The 21,516-nt window shown below is 74.2% G+C and carries 12 protein-coding genes; 2 read left to right on the top strand and 10 right to left on the bottom strand.

The genetic code is table 11. The features are described 5' to 3' along the window. Genes ACLJOU_RS12420 through ACLJOU_RS12410 form a run of 3 tightly spaced genes read right to left on the bottom strand, consistent with a single transcriptional unit; the run spans position 1 to position 3,048 of the window. Positions 1 to 828 (bottom strand): carbohydrate ABC transporter permease, encoded by an 828-nt coding sequence (locus ACLJOU_RS12420; RefSeq protein WP_410566743.1) that lies wholly within the window; start codon positions 826 to 828, stop codon positions 1 to 3. Then, positions 828 to 1,775 (bottom strand): carbohydrate ABC transporter permease, encoded by a 948-nt coding sequence (locus tag ACLJOU_RS12415; RefSeq protein WP_410566741.1) that lies wholly within the window; start codon positions 1,773 to 1,775, stop codon positions 828 to 830. The genes ACLJOU_RS12420 and ACLJOU_RS12415 overlap by 1 nt, the downstream gene beginning before the upstream one ends. A gap of 4 nt (positions 1,776 to 1,779) precedes the next feature. Further along, entirely contained in the window at positions 1,780 to 3,048 is a 1,269-nt protein-coding gene (locus ACLJOU_RS12410) for an ABC transporter substrate-binding protein (RefSeq protein ID WP_410566739.1), read from the bottom strand. 150 nt (positions 3,049 to 3,198) lie between these two features. On the opposite strand from ACLJOU_RS12410, the gene ACLJOU_RS12405 reads away from it, so the two are divergent. Beyond that, positions 3,199 to 3,960, top strand: coding sequence for a FadR/GntR family transcriptional regulator (locus ACLJOU_RS12405; RefSeq protein ID WP_410566737.1), 762 nt, complete (start codon positions 3,199 to 3,201; stop codon positions 3,958 to 3,960). A 25-nt stretch (positions 3,961 to 3,985) separates the two neighbouring features. Continuing rightward, positions 3,986 to 4,336: an L-rhamnose mutarotase gene (locus ACLJOU_RS12400; RefSeq protein ID WP_410566735.1), complete on the top strand. Its 351-nt coding sequence runs from the start codon at positions 3,986 to 3,988 to the stop codon at positions 4,334 to 4,336. Between the two features lie 72 nt (positions 4,337 to 4,408). On the opposite strand, the gene ACLJOU_RS12395 is transcribed toward ACLJOU_RS12400, so the two are convergent. Genes ACLJOU_RS12395 through ACLJOU_RS12365 form a run of 7 tightly spaced genes read right to left on the bottom strand, consistent with a single transcriptional unit; the run spans position 4,409 to position 21,402 of the window. Then, entirely contained in the window at positions 4,409 to 5,596 is a 1,188-nt protein-coding gene (locus tag ACLJOU_RS12395) for a glycosyltransferase (protein ID WP_410567580.1), read from the bottom strand. A 5-nt stretch (positions 5,597 to 5,601) separates the two neighbouring features. Beyond that, complete coding sequence (locus ACLJOU_RS12390; protein WP_410567578.1) at positions 5,602 to 7,068, bottom strand: serine hydrolase domain-containing protein; 1,467 nt, start codon at positions 7,066 to 7,068, stop codon at positions 5,602 to 5,604. 2 nt (positions 7,069 to 7,070) lie between these two features. Then, entirely contained in the window at positions 7,071 to 7,745 is a 675-nt protein-coding gene (locus ACLJOU_RS12385; RefSeq protein ID WP_410566733.1) for a hypothetical protein, read from the bottom strand. Further along, positions 7,742 to 8,950 (bottom strand): cytochrome P450 family protein, encoded by a 1,209-nt coding sequence (locus ACLJOU_RS12380; protein WP_410566731.1) that lies wholly within the window; start codon positions 8,948 to 8,950, stop codon positions 7,742 to 7,744. Before ACLJOU_RS12380 ends, ACLJOU_RS12385 begins: the two co-directional genes overlap by 4 nt. 10 nt (positions 8,951 to 8,960) lie before the next feature. Then, the gene (locus tag ACLJOU_RS12375) at positions 8,961 to 9,833 is read right to left on the bottom strand and encodes a TauD/TfdA dioxygenase family protein (RefSeq protein WP_410566729.1); all 873 of its coding nucleotides are present in this window, start codon (positions 9,831 to 9,833) and stop codon (positions 8,961 to 8,963) included. 23 nt (positions 9,834 to 9,856) lie between these two features. Beyond that, positions 9,857 to 18,385, bottom strand: coding sequence for an AMP-binding protein (locus tag ACLJOU_RS12370; protein ID WP_410566728.1), 8,529 nt, complete (start codon positions 18,383 to 18,385; stop codon positions 9,857 to 9,859). Next, positions 18,382 to 21,402: a non-ribosomal peptide synthetase gene (locus ACLJOU_RS12365; RefSeq protein WP_410566726.1), complete on the bottom strand. Its 3,021-nt coding sequence runs from the start codon at positions 21,400 to 21,402 to the stop codon at positions 18,382 to 18,384. The genes ACLJOU_RS12370 and ACLJOU_RS12365 overlap by 4 nt, the downstream gene beginning before the upstream one ends. Between the last annotated feature and the right edge of the window lie 114 nt (positions 21,403 to 21,516).

Genomic DNA, 21,516 nt, shown 5'->3' with positions numbered 1-21,516 from the left:
TCATCCCTTCGTGGACCCGGCGGTGACCCCGTCGGCGATCTGGCGTTGCAGGAACAGGTAGACGAGCAGGACCGGGACCGCGGCGATCAGCACCCCGGCCGCGAACGTCGGGATGTCGGCCGAATACTGCCCGCGCAGCGCGGTGACGCCGACCATGAGCGTGCGGTGGTCCGCGGACGGCATCATCACCAGTGCGATCAGCACGTCGTTCCAGCAGAACAGCGCGTTGAGCACCCCGACCGACAGCAGCGCCGGCGCGCCCAGCGGGAGCATGATCCGCCAGTAGACGCCGTAGACGGTGCTGCCGTCGACGCGGGCGGCGTCGACGATCTCCGGTGGCACGGCCGCGTAGTAACTGGTCATCAGGAAGACCGTGAACGGGAGGAACTGCGCCACGTAGGCGAGCACCAGCCCCGGGTAGGTGTCGATGAGCCCGCTGTCGGCCATGATCCGCGCGAGCGGCACCATGATGACCTGGAACGGCACGAAGAGCGCGGCGAGGATGCCCAGGAACACCGCGGACGACCCCCGGAACCGCAGCCGGCCGAGCGCGAAGCCCGCCATCGACCCGAGCAGCAGGAGCACCGCGACCGAGCACGCCACGACGACCACCGAGTTCAGGAAGTACCGGGACATCCCCACGCTGGACCACGCCCGCGCGAGGTTGTCCCAGCGCAGCGAGCCGGCGGGGGAGAACCGGTCGAGGGTGTATTCACGCCGGTCCTTCATGGCGACGTTCGTGGTGAACACCAGCGGGTAGACCGTCGCCAGTGCGAGTGCCGCCATCGGGATCGCGGCCAGCCGCTTCGTGAGCCGGGAACCCGCCATCAGTCCTCCCTCCCCGCGCGCCGCAGGATGCCGATCTGGGCCAGGCCGACGACGAGCATGATGAGGAACAGCACGGTCGACGCCGCGGAGGCGAGCGCGGGCTGGTTCAGCTGCCCCTGCTGGATCCAGACGTAGTACTCGGGCAGGTAGGTCGAGCCGGCCGGCCCGCCGTTGGTCATCACGTAGAGCAGGCCGAACATCGACGTCAGCATGCCGATCATGGTGGTGACGAAGACGAACTGGATGGTGCGGGACAGGCCGGGCACGATGACGTGCCGGATGGTCTGCGGCAGCGACGCACCGTCCACTTTGGCCGCGTCCAGCAACGACGAGTCCAAAGTGGAGAATCCGGCGAGGAAGACGACCAGCGCCATCCCGAACGTCGCCCAGACGTGCACGCCGACGACGGCGAAGATCGCGACCCCGGGGTCGCCCAGCCAGTCCACCGGGCCGAGCCCGACATGGCCGAGCAGGGCGTTGACCGGCCCGTCGAAGGCCAGCAGCAGGTTGAAGATCGCCCCGACGATCACCGGGGAAAGCACCGCCGGGAAGAAGTACACGCCGCGGTAGAGCCGGTGGCCCGGCACCTTCAGGTGGATGAAGGTGGCGAGCAGGCCGGGGATGGCGACGGCGACCGGGAGCAGCAGCACGAGCAGCCCGACGTTGCGCAGCGCGGTGCGGAACAGCGGATCGCCGAACAGCGTGACGTAGTTGTCGAAGCCGACGGCCGTGCCGTTGCGGTCGCCGTCCCCGGTGAAGGAGAAGTTGACGCCGAGCAGCAGCGGCCACAGCCGCAGCAGCACGACGACCAGCACGGCCGGGGCGACGAGGACGAACGGCGCGAAGCGGTCGAGCCGCGTGCCGCGGGGGGCGCGCCGGGGCGGCGCGGTCACCCCGGTGGGCCGGGCCGGGGCCCGGTCCACCGGGGCCGGAGAGTATCCGGTCACGTCGTCAGCCCTTGTCCGACGCGGCCAGCTGCTGCAGCGCGTCGTCGACGCCGACCGACCCGCTCAGCAGCTGCTGCGACAGCCGTCCCATGAGGTCGAGGGTCTTCGACGAGAGGGCGACGTGCAACGCCGGCTTGCCGGTCTTGACCTCGGAAACGATCGTGGCCACGGCCGGTCCCGCCGCCGAGACGTCGATCGAGGTGTCCGCGGCGATCGCGCCGCTGTCGGCGTAGAAGGACTTCAACGCGTCGGTCGAGCTCAGCGACCGGACCAGGTCCGCGGCCAGTTTGGGATCCTTCGTCCCCTTCGCGACCGCGTAGCCGATGCCGCCGTCGTAGGGCAGGCTCGGGGTGGCGGCCGGGTTGACCTGCGGTGCGGTCATCACGCCGACCTTGTCCGCGCCCAGGAACTCGGCGAAGTCCTTCCAGTGCCCGACGTCGGACATCAGCCCGATGACGTTGGCGGCCTTGCCGGACTGGAAGAGCGCGAACTCGTCGTTGAACATCGCGGTGGAGTTGGGGCCGTCGGTGTTCAGGCCGGTGTCGTTGGCCTGCTTCCACAGTTCGAAGATCCGCTTGACGTCGGGCGAGGTCCAGTTCCGCTTGCCGGCGATCCAGTCGTCGTACTCCTGCGGCGTCAGGCTCGCCGAACCCAGTGCCGACAGGAAGAACTGGATCCCGTCGCCCTCCTTGTTGCCCAGTGCCAGGCACTTCGCGCCGGTCTTGGCGGAGATGGTGCCGCAGTCCCGGACGAAGTCGTCCCAGGTGCGCGGCGGGGCCGCCGGGTTCAGCCCGGCCTTCTCGTAGAGCCCCTTGTCGAAGTAGAACGGGTGCCCCTGCAGGGTGACCGGCTCGGCGTAGACCTTGCCGTCCTTGCCGAACGCGTCCCAGCCGCTGAGCCGCGACCGGTCGTCGGCGACGTAGGTGTCGAGGGGGACGAGGTCGGCGACGCGGTCGCGGATCTGGCCGCCGCCGTTGAAGAGCATGACGTCGGGCCCGCGCTTGGCCTGGATCGCCGCCCCCAGCAGCGTGTAGTACTGGTCGTAGGGCTGGGCCACGAATTCGACCGTGACGCCGGGGTGCTGCTTGGCGAACTCGGCCTTGGCCTTCGCCACGTAACCGGCGGCCTTGGCGTCGCCGGACTTCCAGTCCCAGACCACGAGTTTCCCGCTCGCGTCGCCGGTCGGGGCGGCCGGCCCGGCGGCGCTGCCGCATCCCGCGGTCAACGCCAACGCCGCGACGACGGCGGCCGAGAATAGTGTGCGCTGCTTCATCGCTGCTCACTTCTCCAGACGGTGGCCGGGCGGGGAGTGGCCCGGCGAGTGCGCTGAAACGTAACTCGTATGACGTATGACGTCAACGGCGGCGCTGTGTAAGCTGCTGCTGCGTCCGACGCAGGTCGACGCAGTGCGACCGGAGGAACGATGACGGCATCAGACCGGCAGCCCGCGGCCCCCCAGTGGGCGCGCCGGCCCGCGAACCTGGCGAGCGCGGTCACCGCCGAACTCGTGGACCGGGTGGTGCGCGGGGTCCACCCGCCCGGGACGTCGCTGCCCGCCGAACCGGTGCTGTGCGAGAGCTTCGCGGTGAGCCGGACCGTGGTTCGCGAAGCGGTGAAGCTGCTGCAGGCGAAAGGCCTGGTCCAGGTCCGCCAGGGGGCCGGCACGGTGGTGAACCCGGCGTCGATGTGGAACATGCTGGACGAGCTCGTGCTGGCCGCGGTGATCGCCGAGGACGAGACCTCGGCCGTCCTGGACGACCTGGTGGTGACGCGGCGGCTGCTCGAATCGGACATGGCCCAGGTCGCCGCGCGGACCGCCGGGCCGGAGGTGGTCGCCCGGCTGGGCGAGCTGGTGGACCTCATGGACGAGCTCGTCGACGACCCCGACGCCTACCGCGAGCAGGACCTCGCGTTCCACGACACGATCATGCAGGTCTCGGGCAACCGCCTGGCCCGCGGCGTGGTGCGGGCGCTGGAGAGCCAGGTGGTCAACACCGCCCGCTACGTCGGCCCGGGCGAACGCGCCCTGTGCGTGGCCTCGAACAAGGGCCACCGCCGCGTTTACGAACGGATCGCGGCCGGGGACGCCGAGGGCGCCGGGAAGGCGATGTTCGACCACATCACCGAAGCGTGGCTCGCCCGCCGCCCCGCCTCCGCCGGCGACCCCGCCCGCCTGGAGCGTTGACCGCAGTCCGTCCGGAAGGAGTCCGATGGCCCAGCGCTACGGCATGCTGATCCGCTTGCGCCCGGAGCGGCGCGAGGAGTACCTGCGGCTGCACGCCGCGGTGTGGCCCGCCGTCGAGGAGACGCTGCGGGCGGCGAACATCCGCAACTTCACCATTTTCCTGCACGAGGACTTGCTGTTCGGGTACTACGAGTACGTCGGCGAAGACCACGACGCCGATCAGGCGCGCATCGCCGCGGACCCCGAGACGCAGCGGTGGTGGACGTTGACGGACCCCTGCCAGGAGTCCCTTTCCGCGCGTGACGGGGGTTCCTGGTGGACACCCATGGCGGAGGTCTGGCATCTCTCGCCGGGCCCGGCGATCACGCCTCCGTAGCCGCGACGGATCGCTGTATCGTCCACACAGGACAGTCGGGACACTCGGCGCCGGTCGCGGCGGAGGCACGGCTCACCGGAGTTCGCCGAGCAGCCGGCGTGCGGCCGCCTTCGCGCCGTCGGTGCGGACCTGCGCGCCCAGCGCCTTCGCGCGCGCCCGGGTTCCGGACGCCAAGGCGGTGTCGAACGCCGCGGCCAGGGACTCCGGCGTGGCCGCCGGGCCGTCGAGGGCCGCGCCGACCCGGTGGGCGGCCACTTGGCCCGCCCAGTACGGGTTGTCGGCCAGCCGGATGGGGACCACGACCTGCGGCACCCCCGCCCGGGCGGCCGTCTGGGTCGTGCCCGCGCCGCCGTGGTGGACCACCGCGGCCAGCTCGCCGAACAGGCGCTGGTGATTGACCTCGCCGACGGCGAAGCAGCCGGCCACGGCCAGCTCGGCCCAGCCGCGGGAGACGAGCACCCGGTGGCCGCGGGCGCGGGCGACCTCGACGGACCAGCGGGCGATGTCCGGAGCCGGGGTGATGCTGCCGAACCCCACGTAGACCGGCGGCGGCCCGGCCGCCAGGAACGCGGTCAGCTCGTCCGGCAGCGGCCGCTCGTCCGGCAACGTCCACGCACCGGTCTGGACCACTTCGAGGCCCGGGGGAGCCGCGCCCAGCACCGGGTCCGCCGCCAGCCACGGCCGCTCCGAGCAGACGTGGTCGCGCACGTTGTCCACCGGGGGCAGGCCGAGCGCGGCCCGGTGGGCGTTGAGCGGCTCGCGGAACTGCGCGTTCACCCGCCGGGCGTCCAGCTCCCACCGCGCCGCGTTGTCCGCTTCCGACGGCTCCGGCCAGCCCGGCCGCGGGGGCGGGGCGTGGTGCGGTGACGGCAGGTTGACCGCCGCATAGGTCGCGTAGACGTAGCGGATGCCCGCGGCCTCGGCCACCGAGCGCGCGGCGACCTGGGCCAGGCCGGCCGCCACCAGCGCGTCGCAGCCCGCGACCGCCGCGGGGAGGACGTCGAACTGCGTTTCGAGCAGCTCGGCCCGGTACCGGGTCAGTTCCGCCGCGGTCGGCGGGGCCGTTCCGCGCATCAACGCCCGGACCGGCGGCCCGGCCGGCACCGCTTCGATCCCGAGGCCGTCCAGCCGGTCCGTGAACTCCTCGTCCGGCGGGGTGCACATCCGCACGTCCGCGCCGAGGGCCCGGAGCTCGACGGCGAGAGCCACCAGCGGTTCGACGTCCCCCCGCGTCCCGTACGTGGTCAGCAGCACCCGCATCCGCGTCACCGCGCCGTCCCGGCGTAGAAGCCGACCGGCATCGTGACTTCGGCGCTCGACGCCCCGCACTCCAGCATCCACAGCGCCGCGGCCGGGCCCAGTTCCCGGCCGAGCGCTCCGAGTGCGGCCGGGTCCGGCGCCACCGCGCGCGCCTGCTCCACGCCGCGCGCGAACGCGGCCGGGTCCCAGCCACCCGCGTCGCCGTCGCCGAGGGACCGCGCACCGGCGGTCAGCGTCGTGACCGGCAGCGGGCCGGGTACGCCGAGCAGGCCGTGGGTGCGCTCGCCGACCAGGACGCCCATCCAGTGCGAGCTCTCCGGCGTCGGCCGCGGACCGGTCCACCGGGGGCGTCCGTCCATGTCCGGCAGCTTCGCCGGCGCCCCGGACACCGCCCAGCGGCCCGCCCACTCCACGGCCAGCCCGGGCGCGCTGCGGGTCGCGGGGTTGTGGAAGCGGGCCATGTCCCACCGGTTGCCCACCGCCACCGCGGCGAGGTCGCGGTGCGGCCAGACCCGCGCTTCCCACCAGAAGCCCCACGGGAACGCCGCGGTGTGCCCCCACCACCAGTCCTCGCCCAGCTCCGGATCGGCGAGCTCCAGGGTCAGGCCGGAGAACGACCGGACGCCGTGCGGGCCCGGCCGCTCCACGCGCGGGGAAGCCATGGCGGCGAGCGAATCCGGCCCGACCAGGCCGCGGTCGCCGCGGGCGGTGCGCAGCAGGGATTGCAGCAGCCGCGCGAAATCGGCGGCACTGGTGTGCATCCCGACACCCGGGTAGGCCGACGTCCGCAGCGGCGGGCTCGGCAGGCACCAGTCACCGAAGGCCAGGTACCCGGTCGCCCCGCCGGCCGGGGCGCGCGTGCCGTCGTCGATGTCGGTGTCCGCCATCCCGGCCGGCGCGAACACCTCCCGGTGCACGCGGGCGGCGTACGGTTCACCGGTCAGGTGCTCGACGACGCCGCCGAGCACGCCGACCCCGAAGCTGGAGTACGAGTACGGTCCCGGCGCCGTCACCAGCGGCAGCACCCCGCCGTACTCGACGGCGCGGCCGGCCTCGTGCCGGCGCCGGACGTAGTCGAGGACCGGCTCGGCCGGCGCGGTGGGCGCGACGGCGGTGACGATGTCGCTGTAGTAGCCGGCCTGGTGGGCGGCCAGCATGGCGGTGGTGGCGGGCGGCGCGCCGGCCCCGCGCAGGCCCGCGGGCAGCACCTGGTCGACCGGGGTGTCCAGCCCGGCCAGCCCGGCCTCGACGAGCTGCAGGAACGCCAGTCCGGTGACGGGTTTGGTGAGCGAGCCCGCCGGCGCGACGGTGCCGGCGGTCATCGGCGTCCGCGCGGCCAGGTCCGCGAACCCGGTCGCGGCCGTCCGCAGGTCGTCGCTCGTGGCCACCGCGACAGCGAGGCCGGGCGTGCCGGTGACCGCGGCCAGCCGGGGCAGGACGGTCTCCAGCGCCGCCAGCACGTCGTCGAGCATGCTCATCCTCCGGTGGTGTTGTAGTTGACGATCCGCGCCACCATCAGGGCGCGGGCCCCGGCCAGCGGGCTGTCCGCGTCCCGCCGCGCCACGTCCGGCAGCCGGTGGGCCTGTTCCGCGCTGACCGCCACGATGCCCCAGAGCGCGTTGAAGCCCGCTGGGTCGGCCGGCTTTTCGGCGGCGGCCTCGACGGTTTCGCCGGCCACCGTCAGCGCGCCCATCTGCCGCAGCACGCCGGGATCCCGCTCTTCGGCGGCCACCACGCTCCAGCCCGCCACCTCCGTCTGCCGCAGGGCCGACAGCAGGCTCCCCACGCCGCTGACGACGATGTCGGGCAGGACCAGCGCCACCGGCCCGGACGTCAGCGGCAGGGCGCACCGGATGGCCCCGTCGAGCCCCGGCTCGGCCACGTCGTCCTGGTAGACGAAGACCAGCTGGAACGTCCCGGCGTAGCGCGCCAGGTACTTCACCGTGTCGAGCTTGTGCGGGCCGAACACGACGACCACGCGCACGCACAGGCCGCTCTTCACCAGCTCGACCACGGCCTCCAGGCTGCGGTCCAGCACGGTGACCCCGGGCGCCAGGCAGTGCAGCTCCTTCGCGTACGGCGCGCCGAACCGCGTCCCGAACCCGGCGCAGGGCAGGATGACCGAGACGTCAGGGGTGGGGGCGGTCACCGCAGCCGCACCTCGAGGGCGACCCGGTGCCGGGCCCGTGGCAGCGGCACCCACGCCGGCTCGCCCACCGGCCGCACCGCCGGGAACCGCTCGAACAGGCTCCGCAGCGCGACCTCCGCCTCCACCTTCGCCAGCGCGACGCCGAGGCAGAAGTGCGGCCCCCAGCCGAAGCCGACGCTGCCCTCGCGGCCGCCGTGCTCGGCCTGCCAGCGGACGTCCGCCGCGTGGGGGTGGGCGAACCGGGCCGGATCGCGGTTGGCCGCACCGAGCACCGCCTGGACCGCGTCGCCCGCGCGGATCCGGACCCCGCCCACCTCGATATCCGTTGCGGCGTAACGCAACCGCGCCAGCTGGACCGGACCGTCGGTGCGGACCAGCTCCCGCACCGCGGCCGGCCACAGCTGCGGTTCCGTGCGCAACAGCTCCCGCTGCGCCGGGTCGCGCATCAGCGCGAGCGCCGCGTTGGACAGCATGTGCGCCATCGTTTCGTGCCCGGCGAGCACCAGGAACACCACGAGGGCGACCGCGTCGACGTCGGTCAGGTCGTCCTGGGCGACGACCTCGCTGAGCAGGTCGTCCCGCGGTCCGGCGCGGCGGCGGTCCACCAGCGCGTGGCAGTAGGCGAACATCTCGCCGAGCGTCGGGGTGATCCGCGCCGGATCGCCGTCGACCAGCACCTTGCCCCAGCGCCACCAGTCCGCCCAATCCGCTTCGGGCACCCCGACCAGTTCGCACACCACCGCCATCGCCAGCGGGTACGCGTACTCGTCGAGGAGGTTCGCCGTCGCGCCCAGGCCGTCGAGCAGCTCGTCGACGATCTGCTGCACCCGCGGGCGCAGGGTGGCGACGCGGGCCGCGCCGAACGCGTGGCTGATGCTGCGGCGCAGCCGCGTGTGCTCGGCGCCGTCGAGGCTCAGCAGGCTCGCCCGCAGGTACGGCAGGTGCTCCGGCGGCGTGCCCAGCGCGAGGAACGTCTCCTCCTGCGTCTGCGCGCCCCGTCCCGGCAGGCCGGTGGGATCGTTGCGCACGGCCGGATCGGACAGCACCGCGCGGACCTCGGCGCTGCCGGTGACCAGCCAGCCCTCCTCGCCGCCCGGCAGCCGGGCGCGGCAGACCGGTGATTCGGCGAGGATGCGGTCGTAACCGCCCATCGGGTCGTCGAGGACGGCCGGATCGCGGACGTCCACCACGGGTTCGGACGACATGGAACTCCTGTCAGCCTTTGAGCGGGCCGCCGTTGATGGCGACGCGGTGGCCGAAGCGGGTGTGCGGGTAGTAGTCGTAGATCGCGTGGTGCTGGACGCAGCGGTTGTCCCAGAACACCAGCGTGTCCGGCTCCCAGCGCACGCGGCAGGCGAGCATCGGCCGGTTCGGCACGACCGAGAACAGCAGGTCCAGCACGGCCTGGCTCTCGTCGGCCGACAGCTGCGGGATGCGCGAGGTGTAGGCCGGGTTGACGTACAGCAGCGGCCGGTCGGTCTCCGGGTGCCGCACGACGACCGGGTGCTCGCTGACCGGGGGTTCGTAGCCGGCCGGGATCTTGTGGCCGCGGAAGGCGTGCGCGCCGTCGTGGACGGCGGTCAGCCCGGTCAGCAGCTCCTTGAGCTTCGGCGACAGCATGTCGTAGGCGAGGTGCATGTTCGCGAACAGCGTGTCGCCGCCGCTGCCCGGCTCGGGCATCCGGGTGATGTGGAGCATCGAACCCAGCGACGGCTCTTCGTCGGCGGTGCCGTCGGCGTGCCAGCCGTTGCCGAACACGGTGGCCGACTCCGGCGCGGTGGCGACCTCGAGGATGTAGGGGTCGCCGTGCTCAGGCGGCGGGTTCACCGGGCGCAGCTCGCCGAAGCTCGCGGCCAGGCGCTTGTGGTCGTCCGCCGTGATGTCCTGGTCGCGGAACACCAGCACGTGGTGGTCCAGGAAGGCCGTCTTCAGCTCGGTGAGCTGCTCGTCGGTCAGTTCCCGCGTCAGGTCGAGGCCGGTGACCTCGGCGCCGATCACCGGGGTCAGGCCCCGCACGGCCAGGGTGCGGTAGTCGCGCGCCGGCCGCGTGGTGATCCGCTTGACGGCCTCGAGTTCGTACTGCTCCATGGTGTCCTTTCCTCCGGTGGGTCTCACCGTCCGATGGCGGCGGCGACGGCGGTCACGTGCGGGGCGCGCACGATGCCGTAGTGGGTGGCGGGCAGGTCGTGCCAGCGGCTCGGTTCCGGCAGCAGCGCGCGCCAGCCGCCGCGGTCGGCCACCGGCAGGCCGGGCTCGGGTTCGGTGGCGAGCCAGACGTGGCTGGGGGTCGCGGCCAGCCGCGGCAGCTGGTGCCCGGCCATGCTCGCCAGGTTCGCCCGGCATGCGCGGGCGAGCTGGTGCGCGTGCTCGCCCGCGGTGCCGCCGGAAGCACCCAGCTCGCGCTCGAAGACCGTCTCCAGCTGGGCGTCGCTGTAGTCCGCGGCACTCGCGCCGGGCGGCGGCGGGTCGATGAGGTGCAGTGCCCGCACCGGCTGCCCGGCCGCCTCGGCTTCGGCGGCCATGCCGGCCGCGACCCACGCGCCGAACGACCACCCGGCCAGCTGCCAGGTGCGGCCGGGCAGGTTCGCTCGCAGGGCCGCGTGATAACGGCGGGCCCGGTCCGGAACGGACCATCCCGGCGGTTCCGGCCGGCTCAGCGCCGGGTCGGCGATCACGCAGACGCCGAGTTCCGGCGGCAGCGCCTCGACGAGCGGGCGGTACGCGTGGACGTCCCCGCCGACGGGGTGCACGAGGCAGACGACCTCCTGGGCCGTCCCGGCCCGCCAGACCTGGACGGCGACCTCGCCGGTGCCGGCCGCTTCGGTGAGCTTCGCCAGCAGCGCCGTCATCGTCACCTCCGGGCCGAGCCACGCGAGGTCGAGGTCGACGCCGTACAGGCGCTTCACCGACTCGACGACGTCCAGCAGGGTCAGGGAATCGGCGCCGAGGTCGTACAGCGGCACGTCCGGGTCGAGCTCGGCGACGCCCAGCAGGGCGCGCACTTCCTCGGTCAGGTCCGCTTCGGCCGGTTTCGCCGCCGGCGTGGTGTCGCGCTCGTGGAAGGACCGGGCGGTGTCGAGACCGGTCGTCGCGACGAGGAGCTGGGGCAGGCCCGCGCCCAGCGCGCGGGCGAAGGTGCGTCGCCCCTCTTCGTCGCCGAGGCCGACGGCGAGGTGGGCCTGGTGCCGGGCGTCGGTTTCCAGTGCGGTGACGGCCATCCCGCTGTCGCGCCAGACGTCCCAGCCGAGGGCGAGCCGGGCGGTCGGGCCGTCGCGGTGGGCGAGCGCGTCGAGGAACCCGTTGGCGGCGGCGTAGTCCAGCTGCCCGTGCCCGCCGAACTGGGCCGACAGCGACGAGCAGTAGACCGCGAACGCGGGCCGGTCGCGCTCGATCAGCTCCTCCACGAGGAGCGCGCCGGCGAGCTTGACCGACTGGGTGCCTTCGCCGCGGGTGGCGATGAGACCGCCGTCCGGGTTCCCGGCCGCGTGGACGATCCCGGTGAGGGGACCGGGAACGTCGTCGGCGGTCACGGTGGTGAGGTCGGCGGCCAGCAGCTCGACGCGGTCCGCCCACGGTTTGAGCGCGTCGGGCAGGAAGGGGTGCCGCGCGAGCAGGACGACGCGACCGGTGGTGCGGGTCAGCAGCTCTTCGGCGACGGCCGTCCCGATACCACCGGTGCCGCCGAGCACGAGGTGGGTCCCGCCCGGCAGGGCGGGCTCGCCGGCGTCGACGGGCGCGGTGCCCGGCGTCCACCAGAAGCCGCCGCGCCGGGCCGTGCGGTCCGGCGGGGTCGGCCCGGTGAGGAGGTCGGCGAGGAGGTCCAGGTCCGGGGCGGGGAGGTCGGCCCAGTGCCCGGGGACGCCGGTCTCCTGCGGTCCGACGGCGGTGATCCCGGCGAGCAGCCCGGCTTCGGGTCGCGTGACGGCGGTGTTCGCGGGCACGGCCCCGGCGGAGATCCACCAGGTCCGGACCGGCCGCCCGTGTGCGGCCCGCAGGAGCGCGGCCGGCGTGTCGAGGCACGCCCAGGTCGCCTGGCTCAGGGACTTTTCGCCGAGCGGGCCGGCGATGCCCAGCGGGAGCGTGTGGAGCCAGTCGATGCCGCTGCCGCCCACGTCGTCGAGGACCCGGCGGAGGTGCGCGGTGTCGGCGGGGTCGGCTTCGAAGGTGTCGGGGCCGAGGCGGGTGAAGCGGTCTGCCGCGTGGACCCGCACGACACGCGGGTAGGCGGCATCGAGGGCGGGTGCGGCCAGCGGACCGTCACCGGAGATGACGAGGACGCGATCGGTGCCGGCGGCGGTCGTGGCGCGCCGCAGCCGGACCCAGGTCGGCTGGTGCAGCCACTCGGCTTCGGGCAGCCGTGCGGTGGCGGCCCGCCGGGGGAAGTCGAAGTCCCGCACGGCGAACGCGGGCGGCGGGAAATCCCACGGCGCCGGCGAAGCGGGCGGTCCCCAGTCGACGGAAGCACCCGCCACCCACGCGGCCGCCAGTTCGGCGGACGCGGAGGGCGCACCGGCGATCGAAGGGCCACCGGGCGAAGCGGCACGTTCACGGGAAAGCGTCGCTTCGGACCGGGCGCTTTCCCGGGGGAGTGGCTCGCCGGGGGTTTCCCGGGGTTCGGCCGTGCGGAGCCACTCGACCGCGGCGGCCGCGTCGGAGCAGGCCGCCGCCATCCGCCACCGGGCGGGCGGCCGGCCGGACTGCAGGTGCCGGAGAACGTCCACATAGGACTGCGGATGCGCCGACAGGTACGCGGCGACCCGAGCCGCTTCCAGCCGCACCGCCGCCGCGCTGCGGGCCGAAAGCACCAGGCAGCGCACGGGTTCCGGGCGCGACGGCGGCACCGGGCGGACCGCCTCCAGCACCACGTGCGCGTTCGTCCCGCCGATGCCGAAGCTGCTCACCCCCGCCACCCGCGGGCCCGCGGGCCACGGTTCGGCGGCCGTCGGCACCCGGAACGGCCCCAGGTCCAGTGCCGGGTTGGGGGCGTGGAAATCCACCGTCGGCGGCACGATCCCGTGGTGCACCGCCAGGCTCGCGCGGATCAGGCCCACCACCCCGGCCGCCGCGCCCAGGTGACCGAGCTGGCTCTTCACCGACGACAACGCGCAGCCCGCCGAGTCCGGCATCGCTTCGCGCAGGGCCGCCACCTCGATCGGGTCGCCGAGCCGGGTGCCCGTTCCGTGCGTCTCCACGTAGCCGACGTCGGCACCGGACCGCCCGGCCCGCGCGAGTGCGGCCCGGATCGCCGCCCGCTGCCCGGCCGGGGACGGCGCGCTGTAGCCCTGCTTCACCGCGCCGTCGTTGGTCAACGCCGACCCGGTGATCACCGCGTACACCGTGTCGCCGTCGCGGCGGGCCGCCGAAAGGGGCTTCAGCACCACCACGCCGACGCCGCTGCCGCCCACCGTGCCGTCGGCGTCGTCGCTGAACGGGCGGCAGTGGCCGTCCGGCGAAAAGATGTGCTGCGGCCGGTACCGGTACCCCGCGGCCAGGGTGACGTCGACGAGCACTCCGCCCGCCAGCATCACGTCCGCCTCGCCGCCGCGCAGCATGGACGCCGCCTGGTGGACCGCCACGAGCGAGCTCGAGCACGCCGTCTGGGTCGTCAGCGCGGGGCCGGTCAGGTCGAGGTGGTACGCCACCTTCGTCGCCAGGAAGTCCTTCTCGTGGTGCAGGGCCAGCTGAAAGCCGTCCGGCAGGGCGGCCGGGTCCGCCTCGCGCAGCATCTGCTGGAAGTACGTGTTCTCGCCGCACCCCGCGATCAGCCCGACGCCGGCGCCCGACGTGATCCCGGCGTGCGCCAGCGCCTCCACGCACGCCATCAGCAACTGGCGCTGCTGCGGGTCCATCAGGGCCGCGTCGCGGTGGCTGATCCCGAAGTGCTCCGGGTCGAAGCCCAGGGGATCGGCCAGGAGGCTGCGCGCGCCGACCAGGCCCTCGGCGGCGGGGATGTCCTCGATGCCCCGGCGGGCGGAGACGACCAGGTCCCAGAACGCCGCGAGGTCCCGCGCGCCGGGCAGCCGGACCGCCATGCCGACGACGGCCACCGGTTCGCCGGTGGTCCGGGCCGCCGGGGCGGCTTCGGCCGCGCCGCGTTCGAGGTGCCGCGTCAGGTCCCGGAGGGTGACGTGCTCGAAGAGGTCCGCCACGGTGAACCGGTAGCCCGCTTCCGCGCACCGCAGCTGGAACCGCATCAACGACAGCGAACTGGCGCCGGCGGCGAAGAACGTCTCGTCGGGACCGATCGGCGAGCCGGTCACCTCCTCGAACAGCGCCGCCAGCTCGCTCGACGGCCGGGCCGCCGTCCGGTGCAGGTCCGTCCCCGGCGTGCGGGCCGCGGCGTCCCGGTCGAGTTTCCCGCTCGGCGTGCGCGGCAGGGCGTCGACGACGCGGAACCGGTCCACCCGCGCGTGCGGCGGCAGCAGCGGCACCAGGAAGCCCGCCAGTTCCCCGGCCGAGGGCGTCCGGCGGCACTCGAGGAACGCCGTCAGCCGGTCGTCCTCGGCCGCGACGACCGCGTTGACGACGTCGGGGTGCCGCAGCAGCGCCGCCTCGACCTGCCCGAGTTCCAGCCGGTGCCCGCTCAGCTTGACCTGCCGGTCCGCCCGGCCGTCGAAGTGCAGCAGCCCGGCCCGGTCGAAGTGCGCGAGGTCGCCGCTGCGGTAGTACAGCTCCGGCAGCTCGGCGAACTTCTCCGGGGCGACGTCGCCGAGGTAACAGCGGTTGGCCGCGAGACCGCCGATGAGCAGCTCACCGACCTGCCCCGGCGGCAGCGGCGCGCCCGTGGCGCCGGCGACCCGCAGGACCGCGTTCGCCACCGGGCGGCCGATGGCCGGTCGCTCGGGCCACTCCGCCGGGTCGCCGTCGAGGGTCAGCGCGCTGACGACGTGGGTTTCGGTCGGCCCGTAGTGGTTGTGCAGGCGGGCGCCGGGCAGCCCGGCGAACCAGCGGCGGATGGCCGGGGTGCACACCAGCTGTTCGCCGGCGGTGATCACGTCCCGCAGCCGCGCCGGGTACCGCCCGAGCCGGACGCCGTGCTCGGCCAGCAGCTGCAGGGCCACGTAGGGCAGGAAGATCCGCTCGATCCCGGCGGTGTCCAGCTGGTCCAGCAGCGCGGGGACGTCGTGGCGCCACTCGGGGCGGATCAGGTGCAGCCGCCCGCCACCGCAGAGCGTTGTGAAGATCTCCTGGAACGACACGTCGAACGACAGCATCGAGAACTGCTGCGTCGCCGCGGGTGGCGCGTCCTGCCACTGCAGCAGGTTGGCGAGCGTGCGGTCCGGGACGCGCACCCCCTTGGGCACGCCGGTCGAGCCCGAGGTGAACAGCGTGTAGAGCGGCCGTCCGGCGTGCCGGGCCGGGACGTCCGGCACCGGCCCGCCGTCGAGCGTGACGTACCGCCGTTCGACGTCGGTCTCGAACCCCGCACCCGGCGCGAGCAGGACACAGCGCGGCCGGACGCGGTCGAGCATGGCGTGCAGCAGCTCCGGCGGGTACGCCGGATCCAGGGGCACGGCGGTGATGTTGAGCCGCGCGAGCGCCAGCAGCGCGACGACGTGCTCGGCCGAGGGCCGGAAGTACAACGCGATGTCGGTGGCGTCCTCGGGCAGGGTGGCGGCGAGCCGGGCCGCGTGGGCGTCGAGTTCGGCGTAGGTCAGCGTCGTGCCGCCGGTCAGCGCCGGGGCGCCGGGCGTCCTGGCGACCTGCCGCGCGAAGCCGTCCGCGATGGTCTCCCAGGTCAGCTCCGCCGGCTCGCCACGGCCGTGGTCGCGGTGGTCGGGGGTCCGGGCGTCGCCGTGCAGGGCGCGGTCGAAGGCTTCCCCGAGTTCCCGTGCCTCGGCTTCGGTGAAGTGGCCGTCGCCGTACTCCCACAGGCAGTCGAAGCCGTCCGGCCGTTCCACGACCGACAGCGTGAGCGCGCACTTGGCCTCGGTCGCTTCGATCCACTGTGGACTGACCGAGCAGCCGGGCAGCCGCAGCGCTCCGAAGTCGGTGTTCTCCAGGACGAACAGGTAGTCGAAGGCCGCGTACGCCGGGTCGAGGTCGGCGAAGGCGACGTCCTGGTGGTCCAGCGCCGCGGCCGCGGTCTCGCCGAGCCGGCGCAGCTGGGCGTCCAGGTCTTCGCCCGGGGCCACCGACAGCGGCAGCCGCACGGTGTTGGCGAACATCCCGACGGCGTCCTCGAACGCCCGCACCGGCCGGTTCGCCACGGGTGCGGCGATCCGGGGGCGGGTCCGCCCGGTCACCGCGTACAGGCTCCACGCGAACACCCCCAGCAGCAGCTGGAAGCGCGTCAGGCCGAGCTCACCGGCCCAGTCGTCGACACGGTCACGGCTGATGCGGGTCGTGTGCAGCCGCCCGGCCGAGGAGGCTTCGGCGAGGGGCTCGGCGTCGTCGGCGCGGTCGGTCAGCTGGGCGCGGTAGCCGGGGGAGGCGAACCAGCGCGCCTGCCACGCGGCGAAGTCGAACGTCGTGTGCGCGTCCGGCCGCGGTTGTCCTCCGGACAACTCCCGGAACAGGACGTTCAGCGACCAGCCGTCGACCGCGATGTGGTGCAGGCACAGCAGGAGCGTCCCGTCCGGCCGCCAGGCCGCGCGCAGCACCCGGCCGGACGCGAGGTCGAAGGGCGCGGTGAAGAAGTCGCCGGACGGCTCGGTCCACGGGTCGTAGGGCGCCTTCGCCACCTGTCGCAGGCCGCCGGAGGTCGCCTCGAACGCCGTCCGCAGCGCCGGGTGCCGCTCGACCAGGCCGCGCACGTCCCGGCGCAGCGCGTCGAGGTCGAGGTCGCCGGTGATCCGGAAGGCCAGCGGCACGTGGTAGGCGGTGGACGTCGGGTTCCGCTGCTGCAGCAGCCAAAGCCGTTGCTGCTCGCTGGTGGCCGGCGCCGACGTCGCCGTGGTCGGCGCCCCGGGTGCCGGGTACGCCGCCCGCCCCGCCGAGGAGACGGCGGCGGCGAGGTCGGCGAACGTGCCGCGCTGCACCACCGAAGGTGCCACGTCGGCACCCCAGCGGTCCCGGATCGCGAACCGCAGCCGCAACGCCTTGAGCGAGTCGCCGCCGGACCGCAGCCAGGTGTCGAGCGGCCGGAGGGCGGGAACGCCGAGGACGTCCGAAACGACGTCGAGGACTTCACGCTCCCACGCCGTCGCTTCCCCGCCGGTCTCCGGCCGCCACGGCGGGAACCCGCCCGCCAGCAACGCGGTTTCGTCCACCTTCCCGTTCGCGTTCCGCGGCAGCTCGTCGACGCGGAACACGTGGTGCGGCCGCATGTAGGCCGGCACGGTTTCGGCCAGGTGCGCTTCGAACGCCTCGAAGGACAGCTCGCCCGCCACGACGTAGGCGAGCAGTTCGGCGGTGGCCGCGCGGCGCACGGCGACGTGGACCTGCCGGATCTCCGGGTGCGCGAGCAGCCGCTGCTCCAGCTCGCCCGGCTCGATCCGGAACCCGCGCACCTTGACCTGCCGGTCGGTGCGCCCGACGTAGGCGTACCGCCCACCCGGCAGCACCCGGACCAGGTCGCCGGTGCGGTAGAACCGCGCGCGGCCGTCGTCCAGCCACGGCAGCCGCACGAACCGCCGCCCGGTTTCGGCGGGCAGGCCGCGGTAGCCGAGCGCGACGCCGGCACCGGAGAGGTACAGCTCGGCGACTTCACCTTCGGCGGCCACGCGCTCGTCCGGCGGCTCGTCCGTTCTGAAGACCGCGACCGCGCCGGTGCCGGGCAGCGGGCGGCCGATCGGCACGACGTCGCCGTCGAAGCCGCGCGGGATGGCGTAGCTGAGCGCGAACGTCGTCGTCTCGGTCGGGCCGTAGCCGTTCTGCAGCCGCGTCGGCGATCCGGGGTTGGCCCGGTACCAGCGGCGGATCAGCGGGGCGTTGAGCTGCTCGCCGCCGATGACGACCCGGCGCACGGTGGCGAAGCTGCCCGGCACGGTCTCGGCGACCGCGTTGAACAGCGTCGCGGTGACGAACATCGTGTCGATGCGCTCCCGGACGAGCGCGTCGGCGAACGCCTGCGGGTCGCGGACGGTGTCGTCGTCGAGGACCACGCACGTGCCGCCGGTCAGCAGCGGCACCCACACCTCGAAGCTGATGGCGTCGAACGCCGGGTTGGCCAGGCAGGCGAACCGGGTGCCGATGTCGAGCCAGCCGGGTTCGGCCAGGCGCAGGATGCCGGCGTCGCGGACCTCGACGCCCTTCGGCCGCCCGGTCGTGCCGGAGGTGGCGAAGAGGAACGACGCCGGCGCGGGGCCGGCGGGCACCCCGGCTTCCGCCGGCTCGGCGAGCAGGTCGGCGGGGGACAGCGGCAGCAGATCCGGCAGGCCGTCGTGGACCACGGCGGCCGCGCCCGCGTCGGCGAGGATCACCTCGCGGCGCGCGGGCGGGCTCTGCCGGTCCAGCGGCACGACCTGACCGCCGAGGCGCAGGACCCCCAGCATGACCTGGACCAGTTCCGCCGAGCGCGGAAGGGCGACGGCGACCGCGTCCCCGGAGCGGATGCCGCGGCGGGACAGGGCGGCCGCGACGGCGGCGGCGCCCGCGTTCAGCTCGGCGTAGGTGAGCCGCCGGGTGCCGTCGGACACGGCGAGGGCGTCCGGGTGCCGCAGGGCCCGGTCGTGGACGCGGCGGGCGATGGACGTCACCGGGCCGCCAGCTCGGCCGAGACCAGCTTGGCGACGAGCGGCAACGCGTCGCTTTCCAGCATGTCCCAGTGGCCGCAGTCCGCCGGGACGACCGCGAACTCGCCGCGGGCGCGGCGGCGCCAGAACTCCACGGTCCCGGGCACCGGGTCCTCGCCGACGGCCTGGACGAAGACGACTCTCGCGGCCGTTTCGCCGGGATCGTGCTCGCGCGCGGTCCGCCGGTTGTGGTTGTAGGTGCGGTGGTAGCGCTCGATCTGCGCGTCCTCGATCCCGGGGTACATGCCGTTGAAGCGGACCAGTTTTTCGCGGAACTCGGCCGCGGGCACCGGCTCGATCGCCGCCTTCGCGGCCGGGTCGTCGGTGGCGGTCGTGTCGAGCAGGACGACGCTGACGCGCGGGTGGTGCTCCGCGAGCCGCCGTCCCATCTCGTAGGCGACGAGGCCGCCGTACGAGAGTCCACAAAGGACCAGTGTCTCGTCCGGGAGCGGGTCGACGAGCCGCAGGTACTCCTCGGCCATCGCCTCGACGCTCGGCAGCGGCCCCTCGCCGGGGTTGAGCCCGGGGGACTGGATCCCGACGACGCCGGCGTCGTCGGGAAGCAGGGCGCTGAGCGGCAGGTAGCAGAACGCCGTGCCACCGGCCGGGTGCACGCAGACGACACGGGCGCGCCCGGCCCCGGGGCGGAACTCGATCAGGCTGCCGCGGTCCGGGCGGTGGTCCGTGCGCAGCAGCGCGGCCTGCGCCTCGATGGTCGGGTGCAGGATGACGTCCCGGATCGGCAGCTCGCGGCCGAACTCCGTGCCGATCGCGTGGGCCAGCTTGATCGCCGAGATCGACGTGCCGCCGACGGCGAAGAAGTCGTCCGAGACACCGATGGCCGGGTGCAGCAACAGGTCCCGCCAGATCCGGAGGAGGGCGAGTTCGACCTGGTCGCGCGGGGCGGCGGTGTTGACCGCGGCCGGCGCGCTCGCGCGGGCGCGGGCCAGCACGGCGTCGCGGTCGAGCTTGCCGCTGCGGCTCAGGGGCAGCCGGTCGAACTCGGCGAACACGGACGGGATCATGTAGTCCGGCAGGCGGCCGGCCAGCGCGGCCCGCCATTCGTGCGGGGTCCGCCCGCCGCCGGCGACACCGGCCACGAGCCGCGGCTCGCCCTCGCGGTCCACCAGCACGGCGGCCTCCCGGACGCCGGGGACGGCCAGGAGCGCGGCCGTCACCTCGCCCGGCTCGATGCGGAACCCGCGCAGCTTGATCTGGTCGTCGCGGCGGCCGGCGTACTCGGCTTCGCCGCCGGGCAGCCACCGCGCCAGGTCCCCGGTCCGGTACATCCTCCCGCCCGGGACGAACGGGTCCGCCACGAACCGTTCGGCGGTCAGTCCTGGCTGGTTGAGGTAGCCGCGAGCCAGGCAGTCGCCGGCCAGGAACACCTCGCCCACGACCCCCGGGGGCACCGGGCGCAGCCGCTCGTCCAGCAGGTACAGCCGCGAACCGGGCAGCGGCCGCCCGATCGGGGCCGGGCGGTCCCGCGGCTGCGGGTCGAAGTGCGCGGTGGCGTAGAGCGTGGCTTCGGTGGGCCCGTAGCCGAAGCAGATCCGCAAGCCCGGCAGGGCCGCGGCGAACCGGGCGAGCGCGGCCTCCGGCAGTGGTTCGACGCCGGTCAGCAGCTGCCGCAGCGCCAGCCCGCGGACGCGGGCGGGATCTTCGTCGACCCACCGGACGTAGGCGGGCGGCAGGAACGCCTGCACCACCCGGTGGTCCCGCAGCCACGCCATCAGCGCCGCCGGATCGGGCCGGACGTCCTCGGGCACGACGTGCAGCACGGCGCCCGTGGTCAGGGGCAGCAGCAGTTCGTGCACCGAAGCGTCGAAGCCGATGCTGGACCACGCCGACGTCGCTTCGCCCGGTGTCGCACCGAAGCGGTCCAGCCACTGGTCGAACAGCGCGAGGACGCTGCGGTGGGTGACGGCGACGCCCTTCGGACGTCCGGTCGACCCCGACGTGTAGATCACGTAGGCCGTGTCGTCGGGGCCGGTCTCGACCGGTCTGCGGGTCTCGTCGCCCTCGGCTTCGAGGTCGGCGACGTCGTCGCCCAGGACCAGGACCGGACGCGCGTCCTCGACCATCGCCGCCCGCCGGGCCGCGGGCTGGGCCGGGTCGAGCGGGAGGTAGGCGGCTCCGGACTTCAGCACGCCCAGCACCGCGACGACGAGCTCGACCGACCGTCCACTGTGGATGGCCACCACCCCGCCGGGCCGGGCGCCGCGGCGGCGCAGCGCGTTCGCCAGCCGCGTGCTGCGGCGGTCCAGCTCGCCGTAGGTGAGGGTCCGGTCGTCGCAGACGAGCGCGGGCGCGGCCGGGGTCGTGCCGGCGTGGGCGGTGAAGCGGTCGACCAGCCCGCCGGGCCGCCGGTGCGGCCGCGGACCGGTGCTCCAGGCGCGGAGGATCTCGCGGCGTTCGGCGTCGTCGAGGAGTTCGTAGCTCGCGATGCCGGCGTCCGGTCGCGTCGCCAGCTGGTCCAAGAGCCGGACGAGGTAACGCGCGTACCGCTCGGCGGTGTCCCGGTCGAAGAGGGCGACGGCGTAGTCGAGGTGCCCGGCGACGTCGCCGTCCTCCTCGGCCAGCCCGAGAGCGAGGTCGAACTTCGCGGGGGCGTGCTCGACGTCGAGGGGTTCGACGATCACCCCCGGCAGCTCCAGGACGTCGTGCAGCGTCGGCACCCAGGCGAACATCGTCTGGAACAGCGGGGTGTGCGCCGGGCTGCGCGGCGGGTTCACCAGCTCGACGACCCGTTCGAACGGCAGCTCGGCGTGGTCGATCGCCCCGCGCAGGGCCGCGCGGACGTCCTTGAGCAGGGTGGCACCGGTCGGCGCGCCGGACAGGTCGGCGCGCACGGCGAGGGTGTTGACGAAGAACCCGAACGTGCCGGGGTACTCGCCGGCGGCGCCGCGGTTGGCGGTCGGGACGCCGACAACGATGTCAGTTTGCGCGGAAAGGCGCCCGAGGAGGATGGGCGAGTTCAATCGGTCGATGCAACACCGGGTTGTTGCAGTGAGCGTAGCTGCTCGGCGAAGACTTCGGCCGGGGTTCGCCAGTCGAGGATCTTGCGGGGCCGGTTGTTGATCGTGTGAGCGACG

This window comes from Amycolatopsis sp. cmx-4-61 (genome assembly GCF_046548775.1).
Taxonomy (GTDB): Bacteria; Actinomycetota; Actinomycetes; order Mycobacteriales; family Pseudonocardiaceae; genus Amycolatopsis.
This window is presented reverse-complemented; position numbering and strand designations above follow the sequence as displayed.

What these genes read in the sequence shown, in the direction of transcription:
- ACLJOU_RS12400 (WP_410566735.1), top strand. Translation starts at nt 3,986, where the DNA reads ATGGCCCAGCGCTACGGCATGCTGATCCGCTTGCGCCCGGAGCGGCGC.
- ACLJOU_RS12380 (WP_410566731.1), bottom strand. Translation starts at nt 8,950, where the DNA reads ATGTCGTCCGAACCCGTGGTGGACGTCCGCGATCCGGCCGTCCTCGAC.
- ACLJOU_RS12405 (WP_410566737.1), top strand. Translation starts at nt 3,199, where the DNA reads ATGACGGCATCAGACCGGCAGCCCGCGGCCCCCCAGTGGGCGCGCCGG.
- ACLJOU_RS12375 (WP_410566729.1), bottom strand. Translation starts at nt 9,833, where the DNA reads ATGGAGCAGTACGAACTCGAGGCCGTCAAGCGGATCACCACGCGGCCG.
- ACLJOU_RS12390 (WP_410567578.1), bottom strand. Translation starts at nt 7,068, where the DNA reads ATGCTCGACGACGTGCTGGCGGCGCTGGAGACCGTCCTGCCCCGGCTG.
- ACLJOU_RS12410 (WP_410566739.1), bottom strand. Translation starts at nt 3,048, where the DNA reads ATGAAGCAGCGCACACTATTCTCGGCCGCCGTCGTCGCGGCGTTGGCG.
- ACLJOU_RS12395 (WP_410567580.1), bottom strand. Translation starts at nt 5,596, where the DNA reads ATGCGGGTGCTGCTGACCACGTACGGGACGCGGGGGGACGTCGAACCG.
- ACLJOU_RS12420 (WP_410566743.1), bottom strand. Translation starts at nt 828, where the DNA reads ATGGCGGGTTCCCGGCTCACGAAGCGGCTGGCCGCGATCCCGATGGCG.